The following is a 22,707-nucleotide window of genomic DNA, read 5'->3' as shown; positions in this document are numbered from 1 at the left end:
GAGCTGCGCAGAACAAAAGCCCGTGTACAACCAGTACACGGGCTTTCATTCTGCTTGTCAGATTTCCGCTCACCGGGCCACCTCGTCTTAGATCAAGATCAAGAGCCTGATCTAGGGCTTGTGGGGTGGGCTGTCGTTACTGGGTGTAAAACGGGACGATATTCTGAATTCAGCCGAACCAGGAGTGACCTGGCATCCCCCCGCTGGGCCGCCCCTGGTTCGGTTCCCGGGGGACGAGTCAGCCGCAGTTGGCGGTGAGGGACTGCCAGCGGTAGCCGTAGCCGGCCCGGTAGGCGGTCGATGCGGTGCCGTTGCAGTAGTAGACGGTGCCGCCCATGCCCTCGTCCACAGTGGTCCAGACCCCGCCGACGTTCTTCTGGAGCTTGACGTAGGCCTGGCCGCCCTGGGTGGGGTCGTAGCAGACCAGCTCGCCGTAGCCCTGGATGTTGGTGGGCCAGGCCTCGACGTCGTAGACGGGGAAGCATGACGGCGCGGCCTGGGCGGCGGTGGCGGCCGAGACGGCGAGGCCGGTGGCGGCAATGGACAGCGCGGCAAGCAGTACCGCCGGGCGCGGGATACGTGACACGGGGATTCCCTCTCTGGCAGAACAGAAAGCGATGACGCCCATCAATGTAGTGATGATGGGGTCCCGTGGCGTCTCAACCTTGTCTCACGTTCTGTGGCCGCGCCGGGCCGGTACGGCATCTGGCTCGTGCGACGCGAAAGCCCCGGACGCGGATCCGGGGCTTCACGTGCTGAGTGGTGCGGGGGGATTGCGGATGGTTCAGGCGTTGCCATTGTTCTGCATCAGCGAACGCGGATCGGCGACCAGTACACCGAAGTCGTTCAGCTGCTCGACCAGGCCCGACGGCGTCGTGTCGAACACGACGGCCAGCGTGCGGAGGTCGTCGGCGCGGATCGACAGCACCCGGCCGTTGTAGTCGCCGCGCTGCTGCTGGATCCCCCGGGCGTACCGGGCGACTACCGCCAGCTCGTCGGCGCTGTGTTCGTACAGCTTCTCAAGATCAAGAATGATCTTGTTGGCCTGCTCGTGACGGACACTGCTACCGTCCGGCAGCAGCTCGCCCACTGGCACCCGGTAGAACTCGGCGAGTTCTGCCAGGCGGGCGACAGTCACGGCCCGGTCGCCGCGCTCGTAAGAGCCGACAACCACGGCCTTCCACCGGCCGCTCGACTTCTCCTCGACACCCTGCAGGGACAGGCCCTGCTGCTGCCGGATGGAACGGAGCCGAGAACCGAGGGCCTTCGCGTACTCAGAGGGCATCGCTGACACTCCCAGTCACTTGCCCGGGGACGCTCCCCAGTCTTCGCTACGGAGCGTGACGGTACGGCTCTTCGCGCGCCCGGTCAAGTGGTTGTTACCCACCCGTTGAGATCGCCGCGGCTGTTGTTAGGGTTGACGTCGGCAGACAACCTTTAACGACCCGTCCCGTGAGGCGGGGAAGGCAGTCAGATTGATATGAGTAACAGTGCTATGCCCGAAATGCCGGGCTCGGAAGCGCCGGCCGTGAAGGAGATCCTCTCCGCCGCCGACATCGCCCGGATCGTCGACCGGGTCGCGCACCAGATCCTGGAGAAGACCTCCGGGGCCCGCGACGCCGTCCTGCTCGGCATCCCCACCCGTGGCACGCCCCTCGCGCGGCGCCTGGCCGGCCGGATCCGCGCCTTCGAGGGCACCGACGTGCCGCAGGGCGTTCTCGACATCACCCTCTACCGCGACGACCTGCGGACCCGCAGCGCCCGCCCGGTCGGCCCGACCAGCGTCCCGCCCGGCGGGATCGACGGCAAGCGCGTGATCCTCGTCGACGACGTCCTCTTCTCCGGCCGTACCGTCCGCGCGGCGCTCGACGCGCTCAGCGACCTCGGCCGCCCGAGCCACGTGCAGCTGGCCGTCCTGGTTGACCGTGGCCACCGCGAGCTGCCGATCCGGGCCGACTACGTCGGGAAGAACATCCCCACCTCCCTGTCGGAGAGCGTCCGCGTGCTGTTCAGCGAGACGGACGGAACCGACGCCGTGCTGCTGACGGGAAGTACAGCGAAGTGAAGCATCTCCTCTCGGCGGCTGACCTCGATCTGGACGCCGCCACCCTCGTGCTGGACACCGCGACGGAGATGGCCGCGATGGCCTCCCGCGAGGTGAAGAAACTGCCGACCCTGCGCGGCCGCACCGTCGTGAACCTGTTCTACGAGGACTCGACCCGGACCCGGATCTCCTTCGAGACCGCGGCCAAGCGGCTGTCGGCCGACGTCATCAACTTCTCGGCCAAGGGTTCGAGCGTGGAGAAGGGCGAGAGCCTGAAGGACACCGCGCTCACCCTCCAGGCGATGGGTATCGACGGTGTCGTGATCCGCCACCCCGCCTCGGGTGCGCCGAATACGCTGAGCCAGTGGGTCGACGGTTCCATCCTCAACGCCGGCGACGGCACCCACGAGCACCCGACACAGGCGCTGCTCGACGCGTACACGATGCGCAGCCGGCTCGGCCAGCTCAAGGGGCTGCGGGTCGCGATCGTCGGCGACGTGCTGCACAGCCGGGTCGCCCGGTCCAACGTGCTGCTGCTGCGGACGCTCGGCGCCGAGGTGACCCTGGTCGGCCCGCCGACCCTGGTGCCGGTCGGCGTCGAGGACTGGCCGGCCACGGTCTCCTACGACCTCGACTCCGTCCTCCCCGGCACCGACGCGGTGATGATGCTGCGCGTGCAGCGGGAGCGGATGGGCCAGGCCTACTTCCCCTCAGCCCGGGAGTACTCCCGCCGGTACGGCCTCGACAACCGGCGAGTGAAACTTCTTCCGGAGCATGCAATAATTATGCATCCCGGTCCGATGATCCGGGGCATGGAGATCGCGCCAGAGGTGGCCGACTCGCCGCGTTCCACCATCGTCGAGCAGGTCGCCAACGGCGTGAGCGTCCGGATGGCCTGCCTCTACCTGCTCCTCGGAGGCAAGTGAGATGACCACGTACCTGATCAAGAACGTCTCCGTCCTGGGCGGTGAGCCCCGCGACCTCCTGGTCCGCGACGGCCAGCTCCACGAGCCGTCCGGCCCGGCAGCCGACGTCACCATCGACGCCACCGGCCTCGTCGCCCTGCCCGGCCTGGTCGACCTGCACACCCACCTCCGCGAGCCGGGCCGCGAGGACGCCGAGACGGTCGAGACCGGCTCCCGGGCCGCGGCGCTCGGCGGGTACACGGCCGTGTGCGCGATGGCCAACACCGACCCGGTCGCCGACACCGCTGGCGTCGTCGAGCAGGTGTACCGGCTGGGCCAGGCCGCTGGCCTCGTCGACGTCCAGCCTATCGGCGCCGTGACCGTCGGCCTGAAGGGCGAGACGCTCGCCGAGCTGGGCGCGATGGCCGAGTCGGCCGCGAAGGTCACGATGTTCTCCGACGACGGCTTCTGCGTGAACGACCCCCGGCTCATGCGCCGCGCGCTGGAGTACGTGAAGGCCTTCGGCGGGGTCATCGCCCAGCACGCCGAGGAGCACCGGCTGACGGAGGGCGCGCAGGTCCACGAGGGCGTGCAGTCCGCCAAGCTGGGCCTCACCGGCTGGCCGGCCGTCGCCGAGGAAGCGATCATCGCCCGCGACGTCCTGCTCACCGAGCACGTCGGCTCCCGGCTGCACGTCTGCCACGTCTCGACGGCCGGCAGCGTCGAGGTGCTCCGGCACGCGAAGGCGCGCGGCGTCAACGTCACGGCCGAGGTCACCCCGCACCACCTGCTGCTGACCGACGTCCGGGCCTGCACGTACGACCCGGTGAACAAGGTCAACCCGCCGCTGCGCACGCAGTCCGACGTGGACGCCCTGCGCGCGGCCCTCGCCGAGGGCATCATCGACGCGGTCGCCACCGACCACGCCCCGCACGCCGCCGAGGACAAGGAATGCGAGTGGTCGCGGGCCCGGCCGGGCATGCTCGGCCTGGAGACCGCCCTCTCCATCACGATGCAGGTCCTCGGCAACGACTGGGAGACCATCGCCGAGCGGATGAGCCGGACCCCGGCCCGGATCGCCGGGCTGAGCGAGCACGGCCACGACCCGCTGCCCGGCAACCCGGCGAGCTTCACGCTCGTCGACCCGGCCGCCCGCTGGACCGTCGACCCGGAGGCGCTGGCGAGCCTGTCGCGGAACACGCCGTACGCCGGTATGGAACTCCCCGGCAGGGTGGTCGCGACGTTCCTGCGTGGCGAGGCCACCGTTCTGGATGGGAAGGCGACCCGATGAGCTCAGCGATTCTGGTACTGGAAGACGGCACCGTCTTCGAAGGCGACGCGTACGGCGCCGTGGGGGAGACCTTCGGCGAGGCGGTGTTCTCCACCGGCATGACCGGCTACCAGGAGACCCTGACCGACCCGTCGTACCACCGCCAGGTCGTCGCCATGACGGCCCCGCACGTCGGCAACACCGGCTGGAACGACGAGGACGACGAGTCGTCGAAGATCTGGGTGGCCGGCTACGTGGTCCGCGACCCCGCCCGCCGCCCGTCGAACTGGCGCTCAACCCGTTCCCTCGAAGCAGAGCTCGACCGGCAGGGCATCGTCGGCATCTCTGGTATCGACACCCGGGCGCTGACCCGCCACCTCCGCGAGCGCGGCGCGATGAAGGCCGGCATCTCCAGCCTGCACGCCGACCCGGCGACGCTGCTGGCGAAGGTCCGCGAGCAGGCGCCGATGACGGGCGCGAACCTGCTGGCCGACGTGTCAGTGAAAGAGAACTACGTGATTCCGGCCAAGGGCGCCAGGCGGTACACCGTCGCGGCCCTCGACCTCGGCATCAAGAGCAACACGCCGCGCCGGATGGCCGAGCGGGGCATCGAGGTGCACGTGCTGCCCGCCGGTTCCTCCATCGAGGACGTCCTCGCGGTGAACCCGGACGCGGTGTTCCTCTCCAACGGGCCGGGCGACCCGGCCACCGCGGACACCCAGGTCGAGCTGACCAGGGCGGTGCTCGACCGGAACATCCCGCTGTTCGGCATCTGCCTCGGCAACCAGATCCTCGGCCGGGCGCTGGGCTTCGGCACCTACAAGCTCAAGTACGGCCACCGGGGCATCAACCAGCCCGTGATGGACCGCACGACGGGCAAGGTCGAGGTGACGGCCCACAACCACGGCTTCGCGGTCGACGCGCCGCTGGAGGGCGTGGCCGAGACGCCGTACGGGCGCGTCGAGGTCAGCCACGTCTGCCTGAACGACAACGTGGTGGAGGGGCTGCGGCTGCTCGACAGGCCGGCCTTCTCCGTCCAGTACCACCCTGAGGCCGCAGCAGGCCCGCACGACGCCGACTACCTGTTCGACCGCCTTGTCGAGCTGATCGAAGGGGCGAGGAACAATGCCTAAGCGTGAAGACATCAAGCACGTGATGGTGATCGGCTCAGGCCCGATCGTCATCGGCCAGGCGTGCGAGTTCGACTACTCCGGTACCCAGGCCTGCCGGGTGCTGCGCGCCGAGGGCATCCGCGTCTCGCTGGTCAACTCGAACCCGGCGACCATCATGACCGACCCGGAGTTCGCCGACGCCACGTACGTCGAGCCGATCACCCCGGAGTTCGTCGAGCAGATCATCGCCCAGGAGCGCCCCGACGCGCTGCTGGCGACCCTCGGCGGCCAGACGGCGCTGAACACGGCCGTCGCGCTGCACGAGAACGGCGTGCTGGCCAAGTACGGCGTCGAGCTGATCGGCGCGAACATGGAGGCCATCCACCGGGGCGAGGACCGGCAGATCTTCAAGGAGATCGTCGCCAAGGCCGGCGCCTCGCTGGGCTGGGGCGACGAGCCGCTGGTCCCGCGCAGCAGGGTCTGCAAGTCGATGGAAGAGGTCCGCGAGACCGTCGCCGAGCTGGGCCTGCCGGTCGTCGTCCGGCCCTCGTTCACGATGGGCGGCCTCGGCTCCGGCATGCCGCACACGCCGGAGGACCTGGAGCGCATCGCCGGCGCCGGCCTGGCGGCGTCCCCGGTGCACGAGGTCCTGATCGAGGAGAGCGCGCTCGGCTGGAAAGAGTACGAGCTGGAGCTGATGCGTGACCGCAACGACAACGTCGTGGTGGTCTGCTCGATCGAGAACATCGACCCGATGGGTGTCCACACCGGGGACTCGGTGACGGTCGCCCCGGCGATGACCCTGACCGACCGCGAGTACCAGAAGATGCGCGACCTGGCCATCGCGGTGATCCGTGAGGTCGGCGTCGACACGGGTGGCTGCAACATCCAGTTCGCCGTGCACCCGGACAACGGCCGCCTGATCGTCATCGAGATGAACCCTCGGGTGTCCCGGTCCAGCGCCCTGGCTTCCAAGGCCACCGGCTTCCCGATCGCGAAGATCGCGGCGAAGCTGGCCATCGGCTACACGCTCGACGAGATCGCCAACGACATCACCAAGGAGACCCCGGCGGCGTTCGAGCCCACGCTCGACTACGTCGTGGTCAAGGTGCCGCGGTTCGCGTTCGAGAAGTTCCCCGGCGCCGACGCCGAGCTGACCACGACCATGAAGTCGGTCGGCGAGGCGATGAGCATCGGCCGCAACTTCACCGAGGCGCTCGGCAAGGCCATGCGCTCGATGGAGGAGAAGCGGGTCGGCTTCTGGACCGGCCCTCCGGTCACCGGTGACCTGCTGGAGATGCTGGCAACCCCGCACGACGGCCGGCTCTACACAGTGGAGGCCGCGCTGCGCGCCGGCCACAGCATCGACGAGGTCAAGCAGGCCTCCGGCGGCATCGACCCGTGGTTCATCGACCAGATTCTGTACCTGGTGGAGCTGCGCACCGAGATCGAGGCCGCCCCCGTCCTCACCGCCGAGCTGCTCCGCAGGGCGAAGCGGGCAGGCCTGTCCGACCGCCAGCTGTCCGAGCTGCGCCCCGAGCTGGCCGGTGAGGACGGTGTCCGCCTGCTGCGCCACCGCCTGGGCCTGCGCCCGGTGTACAAGACGGTCGACACGTGCGCCGCCGAGTTCGCCGCGGCCACGCCGTACTACTACTCGACGTACGACCTGGAGACCGAGGTCGCCCCGTCGGACCGGCCGAAGGTCGTCATCCTCGGCTCCGGCCCGAACCGGATCGGCCAGGGCATCGAGTTCGACTACTCGTGCGTGCACGCGGTGATGGCGCTGCGCGAGGCCGGGTACGAGACCGTCATGGTCAACTGCAACCCGGAGACCGTCTCCACCGACTACGACACCGCCGACCGGCTGTACTTCGAGCCGCTGACCTTCGAGGACGTCCTCGAGGTCATCCACGCCGAGGACTCCTCCGGCAAGGCCTCCGGCGGGCCGGGCGTCGTGGGCGTGGTGGTCCAGCTCGGCGGGCAGACCCCGCTGGGCCTGGCCGCGAAGCTCAAGGCTGCCGGGGTGCCGATCGTCGGCACGTCCCCGGAGTCCATCCACCTCGCGGAGGAGCGGGGCGCGTTCGGCGCGCTGCTGGCCAAGGCGGGCCTGCCAGCTCCGAAGCACGGCATGGCCACCTCCTTCGAGGAGGCCAAGGCGATCGCCGACGAGATCGGGTACCCGGTCCTGGTCCGCCCGTCCTACGTTCTCGGCGGCCGGGGCATGGAGATCGTCTACGAGGACGTGGTGCTGGAGGCGTACATCGCCAGGGCCACCGAGATCTCGCCGGAGCACCCGGTGCTGGTCGACCGGTTCCTCGACGACGCGATCGAGGTGGACGTCGACGCGCTGTGCGACGCGACCGGCGAGGTGTACCTCGGCGGCATCATGGAGCACATCGAGGAGGCCGGCATCCACTCCGGCGACTCGGCGTGCGCCCTGCCCCCGATCACCCTCGGCGAGGCGAACATCACGATGATCCGGCGGCACACGGAGAAGCTGGCGCGCGGCATCGGGGTACGCGGCCTGCTGAACGTCCAGTACGCCCTCAAGGACGACATCCTCTACGTCCTGGAGGCCAACCCGCGCGCCTCGCGCACCGTGCCGTTCGTGTCGAAGGCGACCGCCGTACCGCTGGCCAAGGCCGCCGCCCGGATCGCTCTGGGCGCGACGGTCGCCGAGCTGCGGGCGGAGGGCATGCTGCTGGCCGAGGGCGACGGCGGCCACATGCCAGCCAGCGCGCCGATCGCGGTCAAGGAGGCCGTGCTGCCGTTCAAGCGGTTCCGCACGCCGTCCGGCCGGGGCATCGACACGCTGCTCGGCCCGGAGATGAAGTCGACGGGCGAGGTCATGGGCATCGACGTGGCCTTCGGGCACGCGTTCGCCAAGTCCCAGGCCGCGGCGTACGGCTCGCTGCCGACCAGCGGCACGGTGTTCATCTCCGTCGCCAACCGGGACAAGCGCGCGATGGTCTTCCCGGCCAAGCGGCTGGCTGACCTGGGCTTCGACCTGGTCGCCACGGCGGGGACGGCCGACGTGCTGCGCCGGCACGGCATCACCTGCCGGGTCGTGCCCAAGCACCTCGACAACGTCGAGGGCGTCCAGCACGCCGTCGAGCTGGTCGAGGCCGGCGAGGTCGATCTCGTGATCAACATCCCGGCCGGGTCGGGTGCCCGCGTCGACGGGTACGAGATCCGCTCCGCCGCCGTCGCGACCGAGACGCCCTGCATCACGACGGTCCAGGCCGCCGCTGCCGCCGTCATGGGCATCGAGGCACTGATCCACGGCGACCTGCGGGTCCGCCCGCTCCAGGAGCTGCACAAGGCCCTGCGGGGTTAGAACCTTCACCGTGTACCGGTGTGCCCGCCGCTGGATGGCGGCGGGCACACCGGCCGCACCCATGTCACCACATCGGTGAATTTTAGGATTAATGTCCGGAATGCCATGAGGCATGCCCGGGTACGACCACGGGCGGGGCTCGAGGTTAGCTCTGCCCTGCCCTGGGAACGGAGTTGCGGTGATCTACGAAAAGGCCCTCCGGCCGATGCTGTTCCGGATGAGTGGCGGCGACGCGGAAGAGGTGCACGAGTGGACGATGCGGCGGCTCGCCGGGATCTCCCGCAGGCCAGCCGCGCTCAGCGCGCTGCGCACGGTGTTCTCGGCCCAGGCTCCTAGGACGCTCTTCGGTGTGCGGTTCCCGTCACCCGTCGGCCTGGCCGCCGGGATGGACAAGGACGGCCGTGCCCTGCCGGCCTGGCCGGCTCTCGGCTTCGGCTTCGTCGAGGTCGGCACAGTCACCTGGCACGCGCAGCCCGGCAACGACCGCCCGAGGCTGTTCCGGCTGCGTGGCTCAGAGGCGATCATCAACCGGATGGGCTTCAACAACGCCGGGGCGCAGGCCCTGGCCGCCAAGCTGGCCGCTCTGGGGCCGCTGGGCGTCCCGCTGGGCATCAGCCTGGGTAAGTCCAAGGTCACGCCGCTTGAGGCCGCTGCTGAGGACTACGCGGCCTCTTACGCCGCCCTCAAGGATCACGGCGACTACTTCGCGGTCAACGTGAGCTCCCCGAACACCCCTGGCCTGCGCGCCCTGCAGGACAAGGACGCGCTGGGCGACATCCTGGCCGCGCTCCGTGGCGGCAAGCCCGTCCTGGTGAAGATCGCGCCGGACCTGACCGACCACGCGATCGCCGACCTGCTGGGTGTGTGCGCCGACCACGGCGTGGCCGGCCTGATCGCGACCAACACGACGCTGGGCCGTGGCGGCCTGGCGCCCTCCGACGAGCACCTGGCCAGCCAGGCCGGGGGGCTGTCCGGCAGGCCGCTGACCGGCCGGGCCCGCGAGGTGGTGTCCTTCGTGTCCCGGGAGACGGGCGGGCGGCTGCCCATCATCGGCGTGGGCGGGATCGGCTCCGCCGACGACGCGCTGCGCATGCTGGACGCGGGCGCGAGCCTGCTCCAGGTCTACACCGGCCTCATCTACCACGGCCCCGGCCTGGTCCGCAGCATCAACCGGGCCGTGGCCGCCCGCTCCTGAGAGGAACACAGATGGATTCCTTCGGTACCCGCCTGCACGCTGTGATGGCCGAGCGCGGCCAGCTCTGCGTCGGCATCGACCCGCACGCCCAGCTCCTGCACCAGTGGGGGCTGGCCGACGACCTGGCCGGCCTGGAGACGTTCAGCCGGACGGTCGTCGACGCGCTCGGCGACCAGGTGGCCGTGTTCAAGCCGCAGTCGGCGTTCTTCGAGCAGCACGGCTCGCGGGGGATCGCTGTCCTGGAAGATGTGATCTCCGCCGCCCGGGCGGCTGGCGCGCTCGTGCTGCTGGACGCGAAGCGTGGCGACATCGGCTCGACGATGGCGGCCTACGCCAGGGCATACCTGGATCCGGCCAGCCCGCTGGCTGTCGACGCGGTCACAGTGAGCCCGTTTCTGGGCTTCGGCTCGTTGAGTCCGATAATTGACACTGCGCGCCTGCACGGGGGTGGAGTTTTTGTGCTCGCGCTCACGTCCAACCCCGAGGGCCCGCAGGTCCAGCACGCCGTGGCGGCCGGCGGCCGGACGGTCGGCCAGCTGATGCTCGACGAAGTGGCTGCCCTCAATGCGGGTGCCGAGCCGCTGGGCAGCTTCGGGGTGGTGGTCGGTGCCACCATCGGGGACAGCGGGCACGATATTTCCGGACTTAATGGTCCATTTCTCGTCCCGGGCATGGGTGCCCAGGGTGGCCGTCCCGAGGACCTGCGCCGGATTTTCGGCGACTCCCTCGGCGCCGTCCTGCCCTCGTACTCCCGCGAGGTCCTGGCTGGCGGGCCGACCCCCGATGGCCTGCGCGCGGCGACGGCAAAGGCCCTCGAAGACTGCCGTTCAGCTCTGGCTGAATGAGTAACCCGCAAAAAATTGCGGGTCGCTATGCGAAGTTTGCCCGAGTTTGGACCCTCGGCCAGCCGCCTGTACAGCGATGATCACGCGGGGCTACGTTGCCGGAACAGGCTCCGGACCGCTAGGTTTCCGGCGCTGGTACCACCTTTCGCCTGTTCGTTGACCTAAGGAGACCTGGTGTCGCTCCCGTCGCTCACCCCTGAGCAGCGCGCTGCCGCCCTGGAGAAGGCAGCTGTTGTTCGTAAGGCCCGTGCCGAGCTGAAGGACAAGCTCAAGCGCGGCGAGACCACGCTCGGCGAGGTCATCGAGCTCGCTGACGCCGATGACGTCGTCGGCAAGCTCAAGGTGTCGGCCGTGCTCGAAGCACTGCCCGGCATCGGCAAGATCCGCGCCACCGCCATCATGGAGCGCCTGAAGATCGCTGACTCCCGTCGCCTCCGTGGCCTCGGCGAGCAGCAGCGCAAGGCACTTCTGGGGGAGTTCCCCGCGACCGGCAAGTGAGCGGTTGCTAGAAACACCTAGTGAGCTTTAGCGAAGACGCACGTCCGGCCGGGTGGCACGACGCACGGTTGCTGGTCCTCTCCGGCCCCTCAGGGGTCGGCAAGGACAGCGTGATCGAGTGGGTCCGTAGTCACCCGCACGAATTCTGGCTGTCGGTTTCCGTCACCACCCGGCCGCGACGGGCGTATGAGGTCGACGGGGAGCACTACTTCTTCGTCGACAACGCCGAGTTCGACCGGCTGCTGGAGTCAGGGCAGCTGCTCGAGTGGGCCGAGTTCGCGGGGAACAGGTACGGCACTCCCCGCAAGCAGGTGCACGCCAGGTTGTCCGAGGGCGTGCCGGTCCTGCTGAAGATCGATCTGCAGGGCGCCAGGCAGGTCAAGCTGGCCATGCCGGAGGCGCTGCTGGTGTTCCTCGCCCCGCCGAGCTGGGACGAGCTGGAGCGCCGCCTGCGCGGGCGTGGCACGGACGATGCCGAGACGATCGCGCACCGCCTGGAGCACGCCCGTGAGGAACTGGCCGCCGAGGCCGAGTTCGACGTGACCATCGTCAACGACTCCGTCGAGCGTGCGGCCGGCGAGTTGGTACAATTGCTCGATTCCGCATCCAGGACTCCCGTGAGTCACCGTCGATCCAGAGGTTGATCCGCTTTGTCTGGAACTGTTGCAAACCCGGTTGGTATCACGAACCCGCCGATCGACGAGCTGCTCGAGAAGACCTCGTCGAAGTACGCGCTGGTCATCTTCGGCGCGAAGCGCGCCCGCCAGATCAACGCCTACTACAGCCAGCTCGGTGAGGGCCTGCTGGAGTATGTCGGCCCGCTGGTGGAGACCACTCCGCAGGAGAAGGCCCTGTCGATCTCGCTGCGTGAGATCAACGCCGGCCTGCTGACCGCGGAGCCGACCGAGGGCTGAGCGCCCCCACAGCACCGGCTGCCCCGTGATCCAATAGGAGGATCGCGGGGCAGTGTCGTGTCTGGGTAGTGTCTGGGGGTTTGATGAACATCGTGCTGGGCGTGTCCGGCGGCATCGCGGCGTACAAGGCCTGTGAGCTGCTGCGCCTGCTGACGGAGTCGGGGCACAGTGTCCGCGTGGTCCCGACAGCGGCGGCGCTGGAGTTCGTGGGCGCGCCGACCTGGGCCGCGCTGTCTGGCCAGCCCGTGACGCCCGACCCGTTCGACGCGGTGCACGAGGTCCCGCACGTCCGGATCGGGCGGCAGGCCGACCTGGTCATCGTCGCCCCGGCAACGGCTGACCTGCTGGCGAAGGCCGCGCACGGCCTGGCTGACGACCTGCTGACCAACACGCTGCTGACGGCGACGAGCTGTCCGGTGATGTTCGCCCCGGCGATGCACACGGAGATGTGGGAGCACCCGGCGACGCAGGCCAACGTCGCGACGCTGCGGGCGCGCGGCAACGTCGTCGTCGAGCCGGCCGTGGGCCGCCTGACCGGCAAGGACACCGGCAAGGGCCGCCTGCCGGACCCCAGGGAGCTGTACGCGGTCGCGATGCGCCTGGCCCGCCGGGGCAGCCTCACGCCGGACCTGGCTGGCCGCCACGTGGTCGTCACGGCTGGCGGCACGCGTGAGCACCTCGACCCGGTCCGCTTCCTGGGCAACACGTCCAGCGGCAAGCAGGGCTACGCCTTCGCCACCACGGCGGTGGCGCGCGGCGCGCGGGTCACGCTGATCAGCGCGAACGTCTCGCTGCCCGTCCCGGCTGGCGTCGACCTGGTGACTGTCGTGTCGACAGCCCAGCTGCGCGACGCGGTCATCACCGCTGCCGCCGACGCCGACGCGATCGTCATGGCTGCCGCACCCGCCGATTTCCGGCCACTGCGTTATTCGGAACAGAAAATCAAGAAAACCTCATCCGGTACCGCGCCAGCGATCGAACTTGCGACCAATCCGGATATCGCCGCGGAACTGGGTTCGGCGAAACGCGCGGGGCAGCTGCTGATCGCATTCGCGGCCGAGACGAATGACGCGCTGGAGCACGCCCGGGGCAAACTCGTGCGTAAGAAAGCCGACTTGATCGTGGTGAACGAGGTCGGGGAGGGCCGGGCATTCGGCACAGACGACAACACAGTGGTCGTGCTGCATCCCGACGGTACCCAGGCAAAGATCGCATCAGCCCCCAAAGAGGAAATCGCTGACGCGGTCTGGGATATTGTCATACCTCTGTGGTAGGGATTACAGGCGCGCCCCGAGCGTGCCATCTAGGGCCGGACCACGTACCGGCGCTAGACTTACTCAAAGTCGTCAAACCCTGGTAGGAGAGCTGTGGCACGCCGCTTGTTCACGTCCGAGTCGGTGACCGAGGGCCACCCGGACAAGATCGCTGACCAGATCAGCGATGGCATCCTGGATGCACTGCTCGCCAAGGACCCGAAGAGCCGGGTCGCGGTCGAGACTCTGATCACGACCGGCCAGGTGCATGTCGCCGGCGAGGTGACCACGTCCGCCTACGCCGACATCCCGACCATCGTCCGCGAGACCATCCTGCGGATCGGCTACGACTCGTCCAAGAAGGGCTTCGACGGCGCTTCCTGCGGCGTGAGCGTGTCGATCGGCTCGCAGTCCGCCGACATCGCGCAGGGCGTCGACACCGCGATCGAGACCCGCAGCGGTGAGGCCGGCGACGAGCTCGACCTCCAGGGCGCCGGCGACCAGGGCATGATGTTCGGCTTCGCGTGCTCGGAGACGCCGGAGCTGATGCCGCTGCCGATCGCGCTGGCCCACCGGCTCGCCCGCCGCCTGGCCCAGGTCCGCAAGGACGGCACCGTTCCGTACCTGCGGCCTGACGGCAAGACCCAGGTCACCGTGGAGTACGACGGCCTGCGGCCCGTCCGGCTCAACACGGTCGTCGTGTCCTCCCAGCACGCCCCGGACATCTCGCTCGAGTCGCTGCTCACCCCGGACATCCGCGAGCACGTGATCGCGCCGGAGATCGAGGCGCTGGGCCTGGAGACCGACGGGTACCGGCTGCTGGTCAACCCGACCGGGCGGTTCGAGATCGGCGGCCCGATGGGCGACGCCGGCCTGACCGGCCGGAAGATCATCGTCGACACCTACGGCGGCTACGCCCGGCACGGCGGCGGCGCGTTCTCCGGCAAGGATCCGTCGAAGGTGGACCGTTCCGCCGCGTACGCCACCCGCTGGGTCGCGAAGAACGTGGTGGCCGCCGGCCTCGCCGAGCGCTGCGAGGTCCAGGTCGCGTACGCGATCGGCAAGGCCCACCCGGTGAGCCTGTTCGTCGAGACCTTCGGCACCGAGACCGTCCCGGTCGAGCGGATCGAGAAGGCCATCCAGGAGGTCTTCGACCTGCGCCCGGCCGCGATCATCCGTGACCTCGGCCTGCTCCGCCCGATCTACCAGCAGACCGCTGCGTACGGCCACTTCGGCCGCGAGCTGCCGGATCTGACCTGGGAGCGCACGGACCGGGTATCCGACCTGAAGTCGGCCATTAGCTAGTGCCTAGCCAGTGCCGACCCGCTGAGTGAAAATCTGAGCTGCGCAACGCAAAAGCCCGTGTACAACCAGTACACGGGCTTTTGCGTTGCTTGTCAGATTTCCACTCAGCGGGCCACCTCGGGTTAGATCAAAAACCTAGGTCAAGTACATGCTGGTGGGGCCCTGGCCTGGGGTGTTGTGGCAGGTGTAGCGGAGGCCGGTGGTCTGGGCGATGAGGGTTAGGCAGCGGGCCATGGCCTGCTGGCCGTAGGCGTTGGGGTGGAAGGACTCCTGGCGGTCGCCGGGGGAGGACGTCCAGCCGGTGACCAGCCAGCGCACCCACTCGGAGGTGGCGCCGGCGGGCGGGTGGGTGCTGTCTGCCTGTGTACTGGCCTTCGCGCACACCTCGCGGCCGGCGAAGGCGTCGCGCAGGTCGAGGAACGTGACGCCCTTGGCGGTGGCCACCGAGGCGAGCGCGTCGGACAGCTGGCCGGTCAGGCGGTCGCGGGCCCAGTCGAGGTCGCCGTTCCAGAAGGGGCAGCCGCCGGTCGAGGTACGGGTCCAGCCGTACTCGCGGTAGCGGTTGTCCGCGCCCCGGGACAGCGGCGAGGGGTAGGACTGGAGCACGAACCGGTACGAGCCGGGAGCCTGGCCCGCGGAGGCGAGCGCGGCGCGTACCTCGTCGATGGCCTTGCCGACGTTGGCCCGCACGGTGGGCAGCAGGCTGTCGACGCCGGACTGCTCGCCGGGGTTGCAGTAGTAGTAGCCCATGTACGCGGTCACACAGCGCGTGATGATGTCCGCGAAGCCGAGGTCGTTGCCGCCGGCCGACAGCACGACGAGCTTGACGGTCCGGGTACGCGCGAGGCCGGCGAGCTGGTCGGCCTGCGGTGCCTCGCCCTTGAAGGACTGCCCGCCGTTGGAGGCGCGGTACACGTTGGCGGACGTGGCCCCGGAGCAGGCCAGGTTGATCCGCTCGTCGACGGCCAGGTCGGCGGCCAGCGCCGGGGCCACGTCGGAGCGGTGGCAGCCGGAGGCGTGCGTGGCGCCGTACACGCCGGCGGGGTCACCGGAAGCACGGTCGGTGCCGCCGGAAGTGGAGCCGGTGACGAGGCTGTTGCCCTGCCAGCGGCCGGCCTCACCGGAAATGAAGCTGTCACCAAGTGTGACTGCCACAGTGGATGGTTCCGCCATAGCCGTGCCGGGTACCAGGGCTGAGGCAATGGCGGCCATGACTGCGACGGTGAGCGCGAGGGGTTTGCGAGGCAAGGTAAATCTCCTGGTGGGCGGCCGGAAGTTACCGGGGAGTATGAGCCAGGTCACATCGAAGCGGCAAGATCGAAACCGTGCGCCCCTGGTTGCTTTCCGTGATGGGGGTGCGGGTCCGGCGGTAATGTCGCACGTGGGGTTCGCGCCATCCGTGCCGACGAGAGGGCAGTGCCATGGCTCTGCACAAGATCACTCCGCATCTGTGGTTCGACAAAGAGGCCGAGGAGGCGGCGGAGTTCTACTGCTCCGTCTTCCCCGAGTCGCGGATCACCAACAAGACAGTCCTGCGCGACACGCCGTCCGGTGACACGGCCGTGATGTCGTTCGACCTGTGGGGCTGCGGCTTCATGGGAATCAGTGCCGGTCCGCTGTTCACGTTCAACCCATCGGTTTCGTTCTTCGTGAACTTCGGCCCGCCGCACCAGAAGAGCGACGCCAAGGCGATGCTGGACGATGTGTGGGAGAAGCTGCACGGCGACGGCGGCAAGGCCTTGATGCCGCTGGGTGAGTATCCGTTCAGCGAGCACTACGGCTGGGTCCAGGACAAGTACGGCGTCTCCTGGCAGCTGATCCTGACCGGCGAGGATGGGGATGCCCGGCCGCCGATCGTGCCATCGCTGCTGTTCGTCGGGGACAGGTGCGGCCAGGCCGAGGAGGCGGTCGACTTCTACGTGTCCGTGTTCGCCGACTCGGAGAAGGGGCAGGCGGCCCACTACGGCGAGGGCATGGAACCCGACCGGCCAGGCACCCTGATGTTCGGCGACTTCAAGCTGATCGGCGAGTGGTTCGCCGCTATGGACAGCGCGCACGAGCACAAGTTCAGCTTCGGTGAGGCCATCTCGTTCCTGGTGCAGTGCGAGGACCAGAAGGAGATCGACTACTACTGGGAGAAGCTGTCCGCCGTCCCGGAGGCCGAGCAGTGCGGCTGGCTCAAGGACAAGTACGGCGTCTCGTGGCAGATCTCGCCGCGCGGCTTCGACGAGTGGATGGGCAAGGGCACCCGCGAGCAGATCGACCGGGTGACGCAGGCGTTCATGCCGATGAAGAAGCTCGACATCGCGACGCTGGAGAGGGCCTTCGCGGGAGACTGACGGTGGTGGCCGGGCCGGAGTGTCGGAGGTGTCTGGTAGGAACGGGGTGTGACCTCAGGGGATGGGCTGTTCGAGTTGCCGGCCGGCGAAGCCGTAGAGCCGCCGTCCGCCACGGTCACGGGCCGGGCAGGTAAGGGCGGTAAAGCCCCTGGTAAACGGGTCGCGGCCGAGGAGTTGCCGGTCGCCAGGGTGTGTGTGGACCTGCCGCTGCCGCATCTCGACCGGCCCTTCGACTACCTCGTGCCGTCCACTATGGATTCCAAGGTCACGGCCGGGAGCAGGGTGCGCGTCCGGTTCGCCGGGCAGCTGGTGGACGGGTTCGTGCTGGAGCGGGTCAGCGCCAGCGAGCACCCGGGCAACCTGGCCTTCATCGAGCGCGCCGTGTCAGCCGAGCCTGTCGCCGGGCCGGAGACCGCCAGGATGGCGCGGGCTGTCGCCGATCGGTATGCGGGGAATCTGGCCGATGTGCTGCGGCTGGCCATCCCGCCCCGGCATGCCCGGGCTGAGGGGCGTTCCCGTAAGGAGGCCGAGGCCGGGCCTCTGACCCTGCCCCCGGCCGACGGCTGGGTGGCGTATCCGGCCGGGGCCGCGTTCCTGAGAGCCCTGTCCGACGGGCGCGCGCCGCGTGCTGTGTGGACGGCGACGCCGGGCGAGGACTGGGCCGCCAGGTACGCGGAGGCGGTCGTCGCGACACTGGCCGGCGGCCGGGGCGCCATCGTGGTCGTCCCCGACGCCCGCGATCTGAACAGGCTGGACGCAGCCCTGACCGCGCTGGCTGGCCCTGGTCACCACGTCGCGCTGTCGGCGGCCACGGGGCCAGAGGAGCGCTACGCGAGGTACCTGCGGGTCAGCCGGGGCGAGATCCGCGCCGTCATCGGTACCCGGGCCGCGATGTTCGCCCCCGTCACCGGCCTCGGCCTGGTGGCCATCCTCGACGACGGCGACGACGTGCTCGCCGAGCCCCGCGCGCCGTATCCGCACGCGCGCGACGTGCTGCTGACCCGGGCCGAGCAGGACGGGGCCGGCGCGCTGGTCGGCGGGTACGCGAGGTCGGCCGAGGCCCAGCTGCTCATCGCGACCGGCTGGGCGAAGGAGCTGGCCGCGAGCAGGGAAGCGCTGCGCGCCCGCGCTCCCCGGGTCGTGCCCGCCGGCGACGACGCCGACCAGGCCAGGGATGCCGGTGCCGCGACGGCCCGGCTGCCCAGCGTCGCCTGGCGGGCCGCCCGCGAGGCGCTGGCCGCCGGGCTGCCGGTGCTGGTGCAGGTGCCCCGGCGGGGGTATGTGCCGTCGACGGCCTGCGCGACCTGCCGGGCTCCGGCGCGCTGCCCGCACTGCGCGGGGCCGCTGGCGCTGGAGTCCGCAGAGGCCGCCGCCTGCCGGTGGTGCGGGCGGGGCGCCGGGGGGTACCAGTGCCCGCAGTGCGGCGGGCGGCGGCTGCGCGCTTCGATCGTGGGTGCCCGGCGGACCGCCGAGGAGCTGGGGCGGGCCTTCGCCGGCGTGCCGGTCCGGACCTCGGGCCGGGGCGAGGTGCTCGACACCGTCCCCAGCGGACCGTCCCTCGTGGTGGCCACGCCGGGAGCCGAGCCGGTCGCTGATGGCGGGTACGGGGCTGTGCTGCTGCTGGACACGTGGGCGCTGCTGACCCGGGCCGACCTGCGGGCGGCGGAGGAAGCGCTGCGGCGGTGGCTGTCGGCGGCGGCCCTGGCCCGGGCCGGCGGGACGGTCGTCGTGATCGCCGACGGTGCCGTCCCTGCCGTGCAGGCCCTGATGCGCTTCGACCCCGGCTGGCACGCCGCCAGGGAGCTGGCCGAGCGGGCGGAGCTGGGCTTCCCGCCAGCCGTCCGGGTCGCCAGCCTGACCGGCAGGCCGGAGGCCATCGAGGAACTTCTCGCCGCCGCCCACCTCCCCGAAGCCGCCGACCTGCTCGGGCCCGTGCCGGTCACGGGGGAGGAAGAGCAGGAGAGGCTGCTCATCCGGGTACCGCGAAGCCAGGGCCGGGCGCTGGCCGGTGCCCTGCACGGGGCGGCCGGGGTCCGCAGCGCGCACCGGGCGAAGGCTCCCGTGCGCGTACACATCGATCCTCTTGATCTGTTGTGACCCGGCGCCGCGTGCTGGTGCTGGTGAACGGCATTCCCGGTTCGGGAAAGTCGAGCCTGGCCCGTGCCCTGTCCGCCCGGACGGGACTGCCGCACCTCTCGAAGGACGACCTGAAGAACTACCTGGCCGGCCTGCACCCGGCAGAGCCGGAGCCCGCCGAGCTGAGCCAGCTGGCCGGGCAGGTCCTGTGGGACCTGGTGGCCGCACTGCCCGGCGGTGCCATCGTGGAGACGTGGTTCGGGCCGACCGGGCGGAGCGCCGTGCTCGGCGGTGCAGCCCGGGCAGGGTTCCCGGCCGGGAGCATCGCCGAGGTGTGGTGCGAGGTGCCGGCCGATGTCGCGCGCCGGCGGTTCACGGCGCGCCTCGGCTCGGCGGACCGCCCGGCCCGGCTGGATCACGGCGGCCGCGAAGCCGGTTACTGGGCGGGCCTGGTCACCGCCGCGCCGCTGGGCATCGGGCAGGTGATCCGGGTGCCCACCTGCGAGCCTGTGCCCGAGACGGTGCTTGGGCAGCTGGTCGATGTGGTGAATGCGCTGCGGGAGTCATCGTCGGTGCGTGATGGGCATGGCGGCGAGTGCGAGGGCGACCAGGGCCGCGGCGGTGAGGAAGGTGACGCGCATGCCGGTCGCCACCGCTTCGGGTGCCGCTGAGGTCATGTCGCTGGTGGAGGCGGCCACCGCGAAAACCGCGCCCATGACCGACGCGCCGGTGATCAGGCCGAGGTTGCGGGAGAGGTTCAGCACGCCGGAGATGACGCCGCGCCGCTCGGGGGCGGCACCCGCCATGACCGAGGTGTTGTTCGCGGTCTGGAAGAGGGCATAGCTGGCCGTGGTGAGGATCAGCGATCCGGCGTACCCGGCCACGCCGGAACTCCGTGGCATGGCAGCCAGCAGCAGTGACCCGGCGAGGATGCCGGCCAGGCCAGCCGTGGTCATCCGGCCCGCGCCGAGCCGGTCGGCGAACCGCCCGGCCGCCGAGCTGGTCAGTGCCGTGACGGCCGGGCCTGCGGACATGACCAGGCCGGTCAGCGCTGCGGGCAGCCCCAGGCCACGGGTCAGGTAGAACGGGCCGACGACCAGGGTCGCCATCATCACCGTGGAGACGAGCGCGCTGGCCAGCAGGCTGCCGGTCAGCGCTGCGCTGCGGAAGGCCGTCAGGTCGAGCAGCGGGGACGCGGCGCGCGTTTGGACCCGGACGAACAGCGCCGTGCCGAGCGCCGCCGCGACGAGCAGCGCCGCGTTGCCGAGGCCGAAGGAGCCACGGCCGGTGGTCATCGCGAGGGCGTAGGCGGCGAGAGTGCCGGCGAGGATCGCGGTACCGAGGTGGTCGAAGCGGGGCCGGGTGCCGCTGGGAGCCTGCTCGGCGGGCAGGTGGCGGCAGGTCAGGAACAGGGCCAGCACGCCGAGGGGTACCGGAGCCAGGAACACCGCCCGCCAGCCCGGCCCCGCCAGCAGCAGCCCGCCGAGCGAAGGGCCGGCCGCCGTGCCGATCGCCGACATGGTGCCCAGCAGGCCCATCGCCCTGCCGGTCCGCTCCTTCGGTACGGCGGCCCCGGCCAGCGCCATCGTCAGGGCCATCATCACCGCCGCTCCGGCGCCCTGAACGGCTCTGGCCGCGATCAGGGTGCCGAGCGCCGGGGCGAGTCCGCACAGGACTGACGCGCCCGTGTACAGGGCCAGGCCGCCCACGAGCAGCCTGCGCCGTCCGGCCAGGTCACCGAGGCGGCCGGCGCTGACGATCAGTGCGGTGATCGCGAGCAGGTACGCCAGCACCACCCACTGCACCGCCTGGAACGGGGCCGCGAACGCCTCGGCCAGGGCAGGCAGGGCGACGTTGGCGATGCTGGTACCGAGAGACGCCAGGAGCATCGAGAGCGCGAGCCCGCCCAGTCCCCACTGGACGGGCCGCGCGGTGGTGGCGACTGTGGTCATCGGCGGCGGGCGACCAGGACGACATCGCGGGCGGTGGCCTCGCGGCCCGCCCTGTCCGCAGTGGAACGCTCACGGATCTCGGCCGTGTGGATGTCCCAGACCGCCGGGTCGAGCTCCCCGGAGACCTCTTCGACGGTGAACAACGGAATCAGGTGCGGCCGGGTTCCGTGCGTGTTCCCGTTGTCGTGCTGAGGTCCATGGCCAGCCCCGTGGCCGCCGCCGTGGGCTGGGTCGGAAGGGTCGTGGCCGACGAGCAGCAGGGTGCCGCCCGGGGCCACGGCCTCGGCCAGCCGGCTGAACAGCGCCTGCCGTTCCGCAGCGGGCAGGTGCAGGTACTGGGCTGACACCAGGTCATAGGTCCCGGAGGCAGGCGGCTCGGAACGCAGGTCGGTCTGCGTCCACGTGATCCGGCCCGCGACCTCGGCCCCAGCCTCGGCGGCGTGCGCTGCGCCCCGGTCGAGTGCCGTGCTCGCGAGGTCCACGGCGGTGACCTGCCAGCCGTGGCCGGCCAGCCAGATGGCGTCGCCGCCCTCGCCGCAGCCGGCGTCGAGTACCCGCCCAGGGGTGAGCCGGCTTGCCTCCGTGACGAGCTGGGCGTTGGGCCTGCCGCTCCACAGCGCCGGGCGGGAGCGGTACCAGTCCTCCAGCGCCTCGCGCTCGAAGAAGGTGCCGGTGCGGTGCCGGTACTGGTGGACGGCGTCGTAGGTGTCCTCGTTCACCAGTTCCATATTGATCATCGAACCGGCCTTGGTCCCGGCCGCGGCGGCCGTGATCACCTGTGCGCTCAGGTCGGCCACGTTGCCGGCCACCCACACGCCCGGCACGCTGGTCTTCCCGGCCGGATCAGCCGGTACCTGGCTGCCGATCACCTGCCCGCCGAACTCCACGTCAGCGGCGGCGAGCCCGAGCGAGCCGAGCAGCGGGGAACCGGCCGCAGGAGACGGCGCGACGACCAGCGCGTCGAGCGGCACCACCTCGCCAGAGGCCAGCTTCACGCCGGTCAGCCGGTCGCCGGTCACCTCGACGGACCCGGCCGGGCCGGGCACGACCCGGATGCCGCGTGCCGTCAGGCGGAGGGCCTGGGCCTCGTCCGGTTCCGGGGCGCCGTGCAGGATGACGGTCACGTGCTCGCTCCACTGCCGCCACACCTCGGCCTGGTGCCAGGCGACCGGCCCGGTGGCCAGGACGCCGATCCGCTGGTCGCGGACCTCGTACCCGTGGCAGTACGGGCAGTGCAGCACGTCGCGCCCCCAGCGGCCGGCCAGGCCGGGTACGTCCGGCAGCCCGTCGGTCACGCCGGTCGTGATCAGCAGGCGGCGGGCGCGGACCGACCGGCCGCCGTCCAGCGTCACGACGAAGCCGTCCCGGTGCCTGCTCGCCGACTCGACGGTGCCCGTGACGATCTCGGCGCCGTAGGAGGTGACTTCCTTCCGGCCGATCTCGTACAGCTCCGCCGGGGGAGTGCCCTCCCGGCCCAGGTACGCGTGGACGTGACCCGCTGGGGCGTTGCGCGGCCGGCCGGCGTCGACGACGAGCACCGAGCGGCGGGCCCTGGCCAGCGCCAGCGCGCCACCGAGCCCGGCCGCGCCGCCCCCGGCCACCACGACGTCGTACTTCTCTTCCATCTGTGATCTCCCTTCCGTCTGCCTTGAGAGGTCCTAA

At 70.5% G+C, this 22,707-nt stretch carries 20 protein-coding genes; 15 read left to right on the top strand and 5 right to left on the bottom strand.

The annotated features are described in order from the left end of the window. Positions 1–238: 238 nt before the first annotated feature. Positions 239–586, bottom strand: coding sequence for a hypothetical protein (locus A3G1_RS0114010; RefSeq protein ID WP_018350105.1), 348 nt, complete (start codon positions 584–586; stop codon positions 239–241). A 198-nt stretch (positions 587–784) separates the two neighbouring features. After that, positions 785–1,285 (bottom strand): transcriptional regulator BldD, encoded by a 501-nt coding sequence (bldD, locus tag A3G1_RS0114005; RefSeq protein ID WP_018350104.1) that lies wholly within the window; start codon positions 1,283–1,285, stop codon positions 785–787. Positions 1,286–1,480: 195 nt separating this feature from the next. Between bldD and pyrR the strand changes: the two genes are divergently transcribed. From pyrR to metK, 12 genes are all read left to right on the top strand, one after another. Then, positions 1,481–2,065 carry a bifunctional pyr operon transcriptional regulator/uracil phosphoribosyltransferase PyrR gene (gene pyrR, locus A3G1_RS0114000; RefSeq protein WP_051110531.1) on the top strand — a complete coding sequence of 195 codons (585 nt, stop codon included), beginning with the start codon at positions 1,481–1,483 and terminating at the stop codon, positions 2,063–2,065. Further along, positions 2,062–2,970: an aspartate carbamoyltransferase catalytic subunit gene (locus A3G1_RS0113995; RefSeq protein ID WP_018350102.1), complete on the top strand. Its 909-nt coding sequence runs from the start codon at positions 2,062–2,064 to the stop codon at positions 2,968–2,970. The genes pyrR and A3G1_RS0113995 overlap by 4 nt, the downstream gene beginning before the upstream one ends. Before the next feature lies 1 nt (position 2,971). Further along, on the top strand, positions 2,972–4,240 hold the full coding sequence (locus A3G1_RS0113990) for a dihydroorotase (protein ID WP_018350101.1): 1,269 nt from the start codon (positions 2,972–2,974) through the stop codon (positions 4,238–4,240). Then, positions 4,237–5,352, top strand: coding sequence for a glutamine-hydrolyzing carbamoyl-phosphate synthase small subunit (carA, locus tag A3G1_RS0113985; protein WP_018350100.1), 1,116 nt, complete (start codon positions 4,237–4,239; stop codon positions 5,350–5,352). The genes A3G1_RS0113990 and carA overlap by 4 nt, the downstream gene beginning before the upstream one ends. Further along, positions 5,345–8,668: a carbamoyl-phosphate synthase large subunit gene (gene carB / locus A3G1_RS0113980; RefSeq protein WP_026212120.1), complete on the top strand. Its 3,324-nt coding sequence runs from the start codon at positions 5,345–5,347 to the stop codon at positions 8,666–8,668. The genes carA and carB overlap by 8 nt, the downstream gene beginning before the upstream one ends. A gap of 178 nt (positions 8,669–8,846) precedes the next feature. Continuing rightward, a complete protein-coding gene (locus A3G1_RS0113975; protein WP_018350098.1) occupies positions 8,847–9,863 on the top strand; it encodes a quinone-dependent dihydroorotate dehydrogenase in 1,017 nt (338 codons plus the stop codon). Between the two features lie 11 nt (positions 9,864–9,874). Next, positions 9,875–10,708, top strand: a complete 834-nt coding sequence (pyrF, locus tag A3G1_RS0113970; RefSeq protein ID WP_018350097.1) for an orotidine-5'-phosphate decarboxylase — start codon at positions 9,875–9,877, stop codon at positions 10,706–10,708. A 174-nt stretch (positions 10,709–10,882) separates the two neighbouring features. Then, a complete protein-coding gene (mihF, locus tag A3G1_RS0113965) occupies positions 10,883–11,206 on the top strand; it encodes an integration host factor, actinobacterial type (protein WP_018350096.1) in 324 nt (107 codons plus the stop codon). A gap of 20 nt (positions 11,207–11,226) precedes the next feature. Beyond that, entirely contained in the window at positions 11,227–11,850 is a 624-nt protein-coding gene (gene gmk, locus A3G1_RS0113960; RefSeq protein WP_051110530.1) for a guanylate kinase, read from the top strand. 6 nt (positions 11,851–11,856) lie between these two features. Next, a complete protein-coding gene (gene rpoZ, locus A3G1_RS0113955) occupies positions 11,857–12,120 on the top strand; it encodes a DNA-directed RNA polymerase subunit omega (protein WP_018350094.1) in 264 nt (87 codons plus the stop codon). A gap of 83 nt (positions 12,121–12,203) precedes the next feature. Next, positions 12,204–13,394: a bifunctional phosphopantothenoylcysteine decarboxylase/phosphopantothenate--cysteine ligase CoaBC gene (coaBC, locus tag A3G1_RS0113950; protein ID WP_018350093.1), complete on the top strand. Its 1,191-nt coding sequence runs from the start codon at positions 12,204–12,206 to the stop codon at positions 13,392–13,394. Positions 13,395–13,487: 93 nt separating this feature from the next. Continuing rightward, positions 13,488–14,678 carry a methionine adenosyltransferase gene (gene metK, locus A3G1_RS0113945; protein ID WP_026212119.1) on the top strand — a complete coding sequence of 397 codons (1,191 nt, stop codon included), beginning with the start codon at positions 13,488–13,490 and terminating at the stop codon, positions 14,676–14,678. 135 nt (positions 14,679–14,813) lie between these two features. Here metK and A3G1_RS0113940 read toward each other — a convergent pair whose 3' ends face one another. Further along, complete coding sequence (locus A3G1_RS0113940; protein ID WP_051110555.1) at positions 14,814–15,890, bottom strand: GDSL-type esterase/lipase family protein; 1,077 nt, start codon at positions 15,888–15,890, stop codon at positions 14,814–14,816. 209 nt (positions 15,891–16,099) lie between these two features. On the opposite strand from A3G1_RS0113940, the gene A3G1_RS0113935 reads away from it, so the two are divergent. The 3 genes from A3G1_RS0113935 (at position 16,100) to A3G1_RS39630 (ending at position 19,764) form a co-directional block, all read left to right on the top strand. Continuing rightward, positions 16,100–17,017, top strand: coding sequence for a VOC family protein (locus A3G1_RS0113935; protein WP_018350090.1), 918 nt, complete (start codon positions 16,100–16,102; stop codon positions 17,015–17,017). A gap of 195 nt (positions 17,018–17,212) precedes the next feature. After that, positions 17,213–19,114 carry a primosomal protein N' gene (locus A3G1_RS0113930; RefSeq protein WP_018350089.1) on the top strand — a complete coding sequence of 634 codons (1,902 nt, stop codon included), beginning with the start codon at positions 17,213–17,215 and terminating at the stop codon, positions 19,112–19,114. Beyond that, positions 19,111–19,764 (top strand): P-loop nucleotide/nucleoside kinase family protein, encoded by a 654-nt coding sequence (locus tag A3G1_RS39630; RefSeq protein ID WP_083936927.1) that lies wholly within the window; start codon positions 19,111–19,113, stop codon positions 19,762–19,764. The genes A3G1_RS0113930 and A3G1_RS39630 overlap by 4 nt, the downstream gene beginning before the upstream one ends. Here A3G1_RS39630 and A3G1_RS0113925 read toward each other — a convergent pair. Both A3G1_RS0113925 and A3G1_RS0113920 read right to left on the bottom strand, forming a co-directional pair. Then, positions 19,657–21,045: an MFS transporter gene (locus tag A3G1_RS0113925; RefSeq protein WP_018350088.1), complete on the bottom strand. Its 1,389-nt coding sequence runs from the start codon at positions 21,043–21,045 to the stop codon at positions 19,657–19,659. The genes A3G1_RS39630 and A3G1_RS0113925 overlap by 108 nt on opposite strands. Then, positions 21,042–22,670 (bottom strand): FAD-dependent oxidoreductase, encoded by a 1,629-nt coding sequence (locus A3G1_RS0113920; protein WP_018350087.1) that lies wholly within the window; start codon positions 22,668–22,670, stop codon positions 21,042–21,044. Before A3G1_RS0113920 ends, A3G1_RS0113925 begins: the two co-directional genes overlap by 4 nt. Between the last annotated feature and the right edge of the window lie 37 nt (positions 22,671–22,707).

This window comes from Longispora albida DSM 44784, assembly GCF_000379825.1.
In the GTDB taxonomy this organism is placed as follows: Bacteria; Actinomycetota; Actinomycetes; order Mycobacteriales; family Micromonosporaceae; genus Longispora; species Longispora albida.
The sequence above is the reverse complement of the archived record's forward strand: the minus strand, read 5'-3'. Positions and strand labels throughout refer to the sequence as shown.

What these genes read in the sequence shown, in the direction of transcription:
- A3G1_RS0113940 (WP_051110555.1), bottom strand. Translation starts at nt 15,890, where the DNA reads ATGGCCGCCATTGCCTCAGCCCTGGTACCCGGCACGGCTATGGCGGAA.
- bldD (WP_018350104.1), bottom strand. Translation starts at nt 1,285, where the DNA reads ATGCCCTCTGAGTACGCGAAGGCCCTCGGTTCTCGGCTCCGTTCCATC.
- pyrR (WP_051110531.1), top strand. Translation starts at nt 1,481, where the DNA reads ATGAGTAACAGTGCTATGCCCGAAATGCCGGGCTCGGAAGCGCCGGCC.
- coaBC (WP_018350093.1), top strand. Translation starts at nt 12,204, where the DNA reads ATGAACATCGTGCTGGGCGTGTCCGGCGGCATCGCGGCGTACAAGGCC.
- A3G1_RS0113920 (WP_018350087.1), bottom strand. Translation starts at nt 22,670, where the DNA reads ATGGAAGAGAAGTACGACGTCGTGGTGGCCGGGGGCGGCGCGGCCGGG.
- A3G1_RS0113990 (WP_018350101.1), top strand. Translation starts at nt 2,972, where the DNA reads ATGACCACGTACCTGATCAAGAACGTCTCCGTCCTGGGCGGTGAGCCC.
- carA (WP_018350100.1), top strand. Translation starts at nt 4,237, where the DNA reads ATGAGCTCAGCGATTCTGGTACTGGAAGACGGCACCGTCTTCGAAGGC.
- pyrF (WP_018350097.1), top strand. Translation starts at nt 9,875, where the DNA reads ATGGATTCCTTCGGTACCCGCCTGCACGCTGTGATGGCCGAGCGCGGC.
- A3G1_RS0113925 (WP_018350088.1), bottom strand. Translation starts at nt 21,045, where the DNA reads ATGACCACAGTCGCCACCACCGCGCGGCCCGTCCAGTGGGGACTGGGC.
- carB (WP_026212120.1), top strand. Translation starts at nt 5,345, where the DNA reads ATGCCTAAGCGTGAAGACATCAAGCACGTGATGGTGATCGGCTCAGGC.
- A3G1_RS0113935 (WP_018350090.1), top strand. Translation starts at nt 16,100, where the DNA reads ATGGCTCTGCACAAGATCACTCCGCATCTGTGGTTCGACAAAGAGGCC.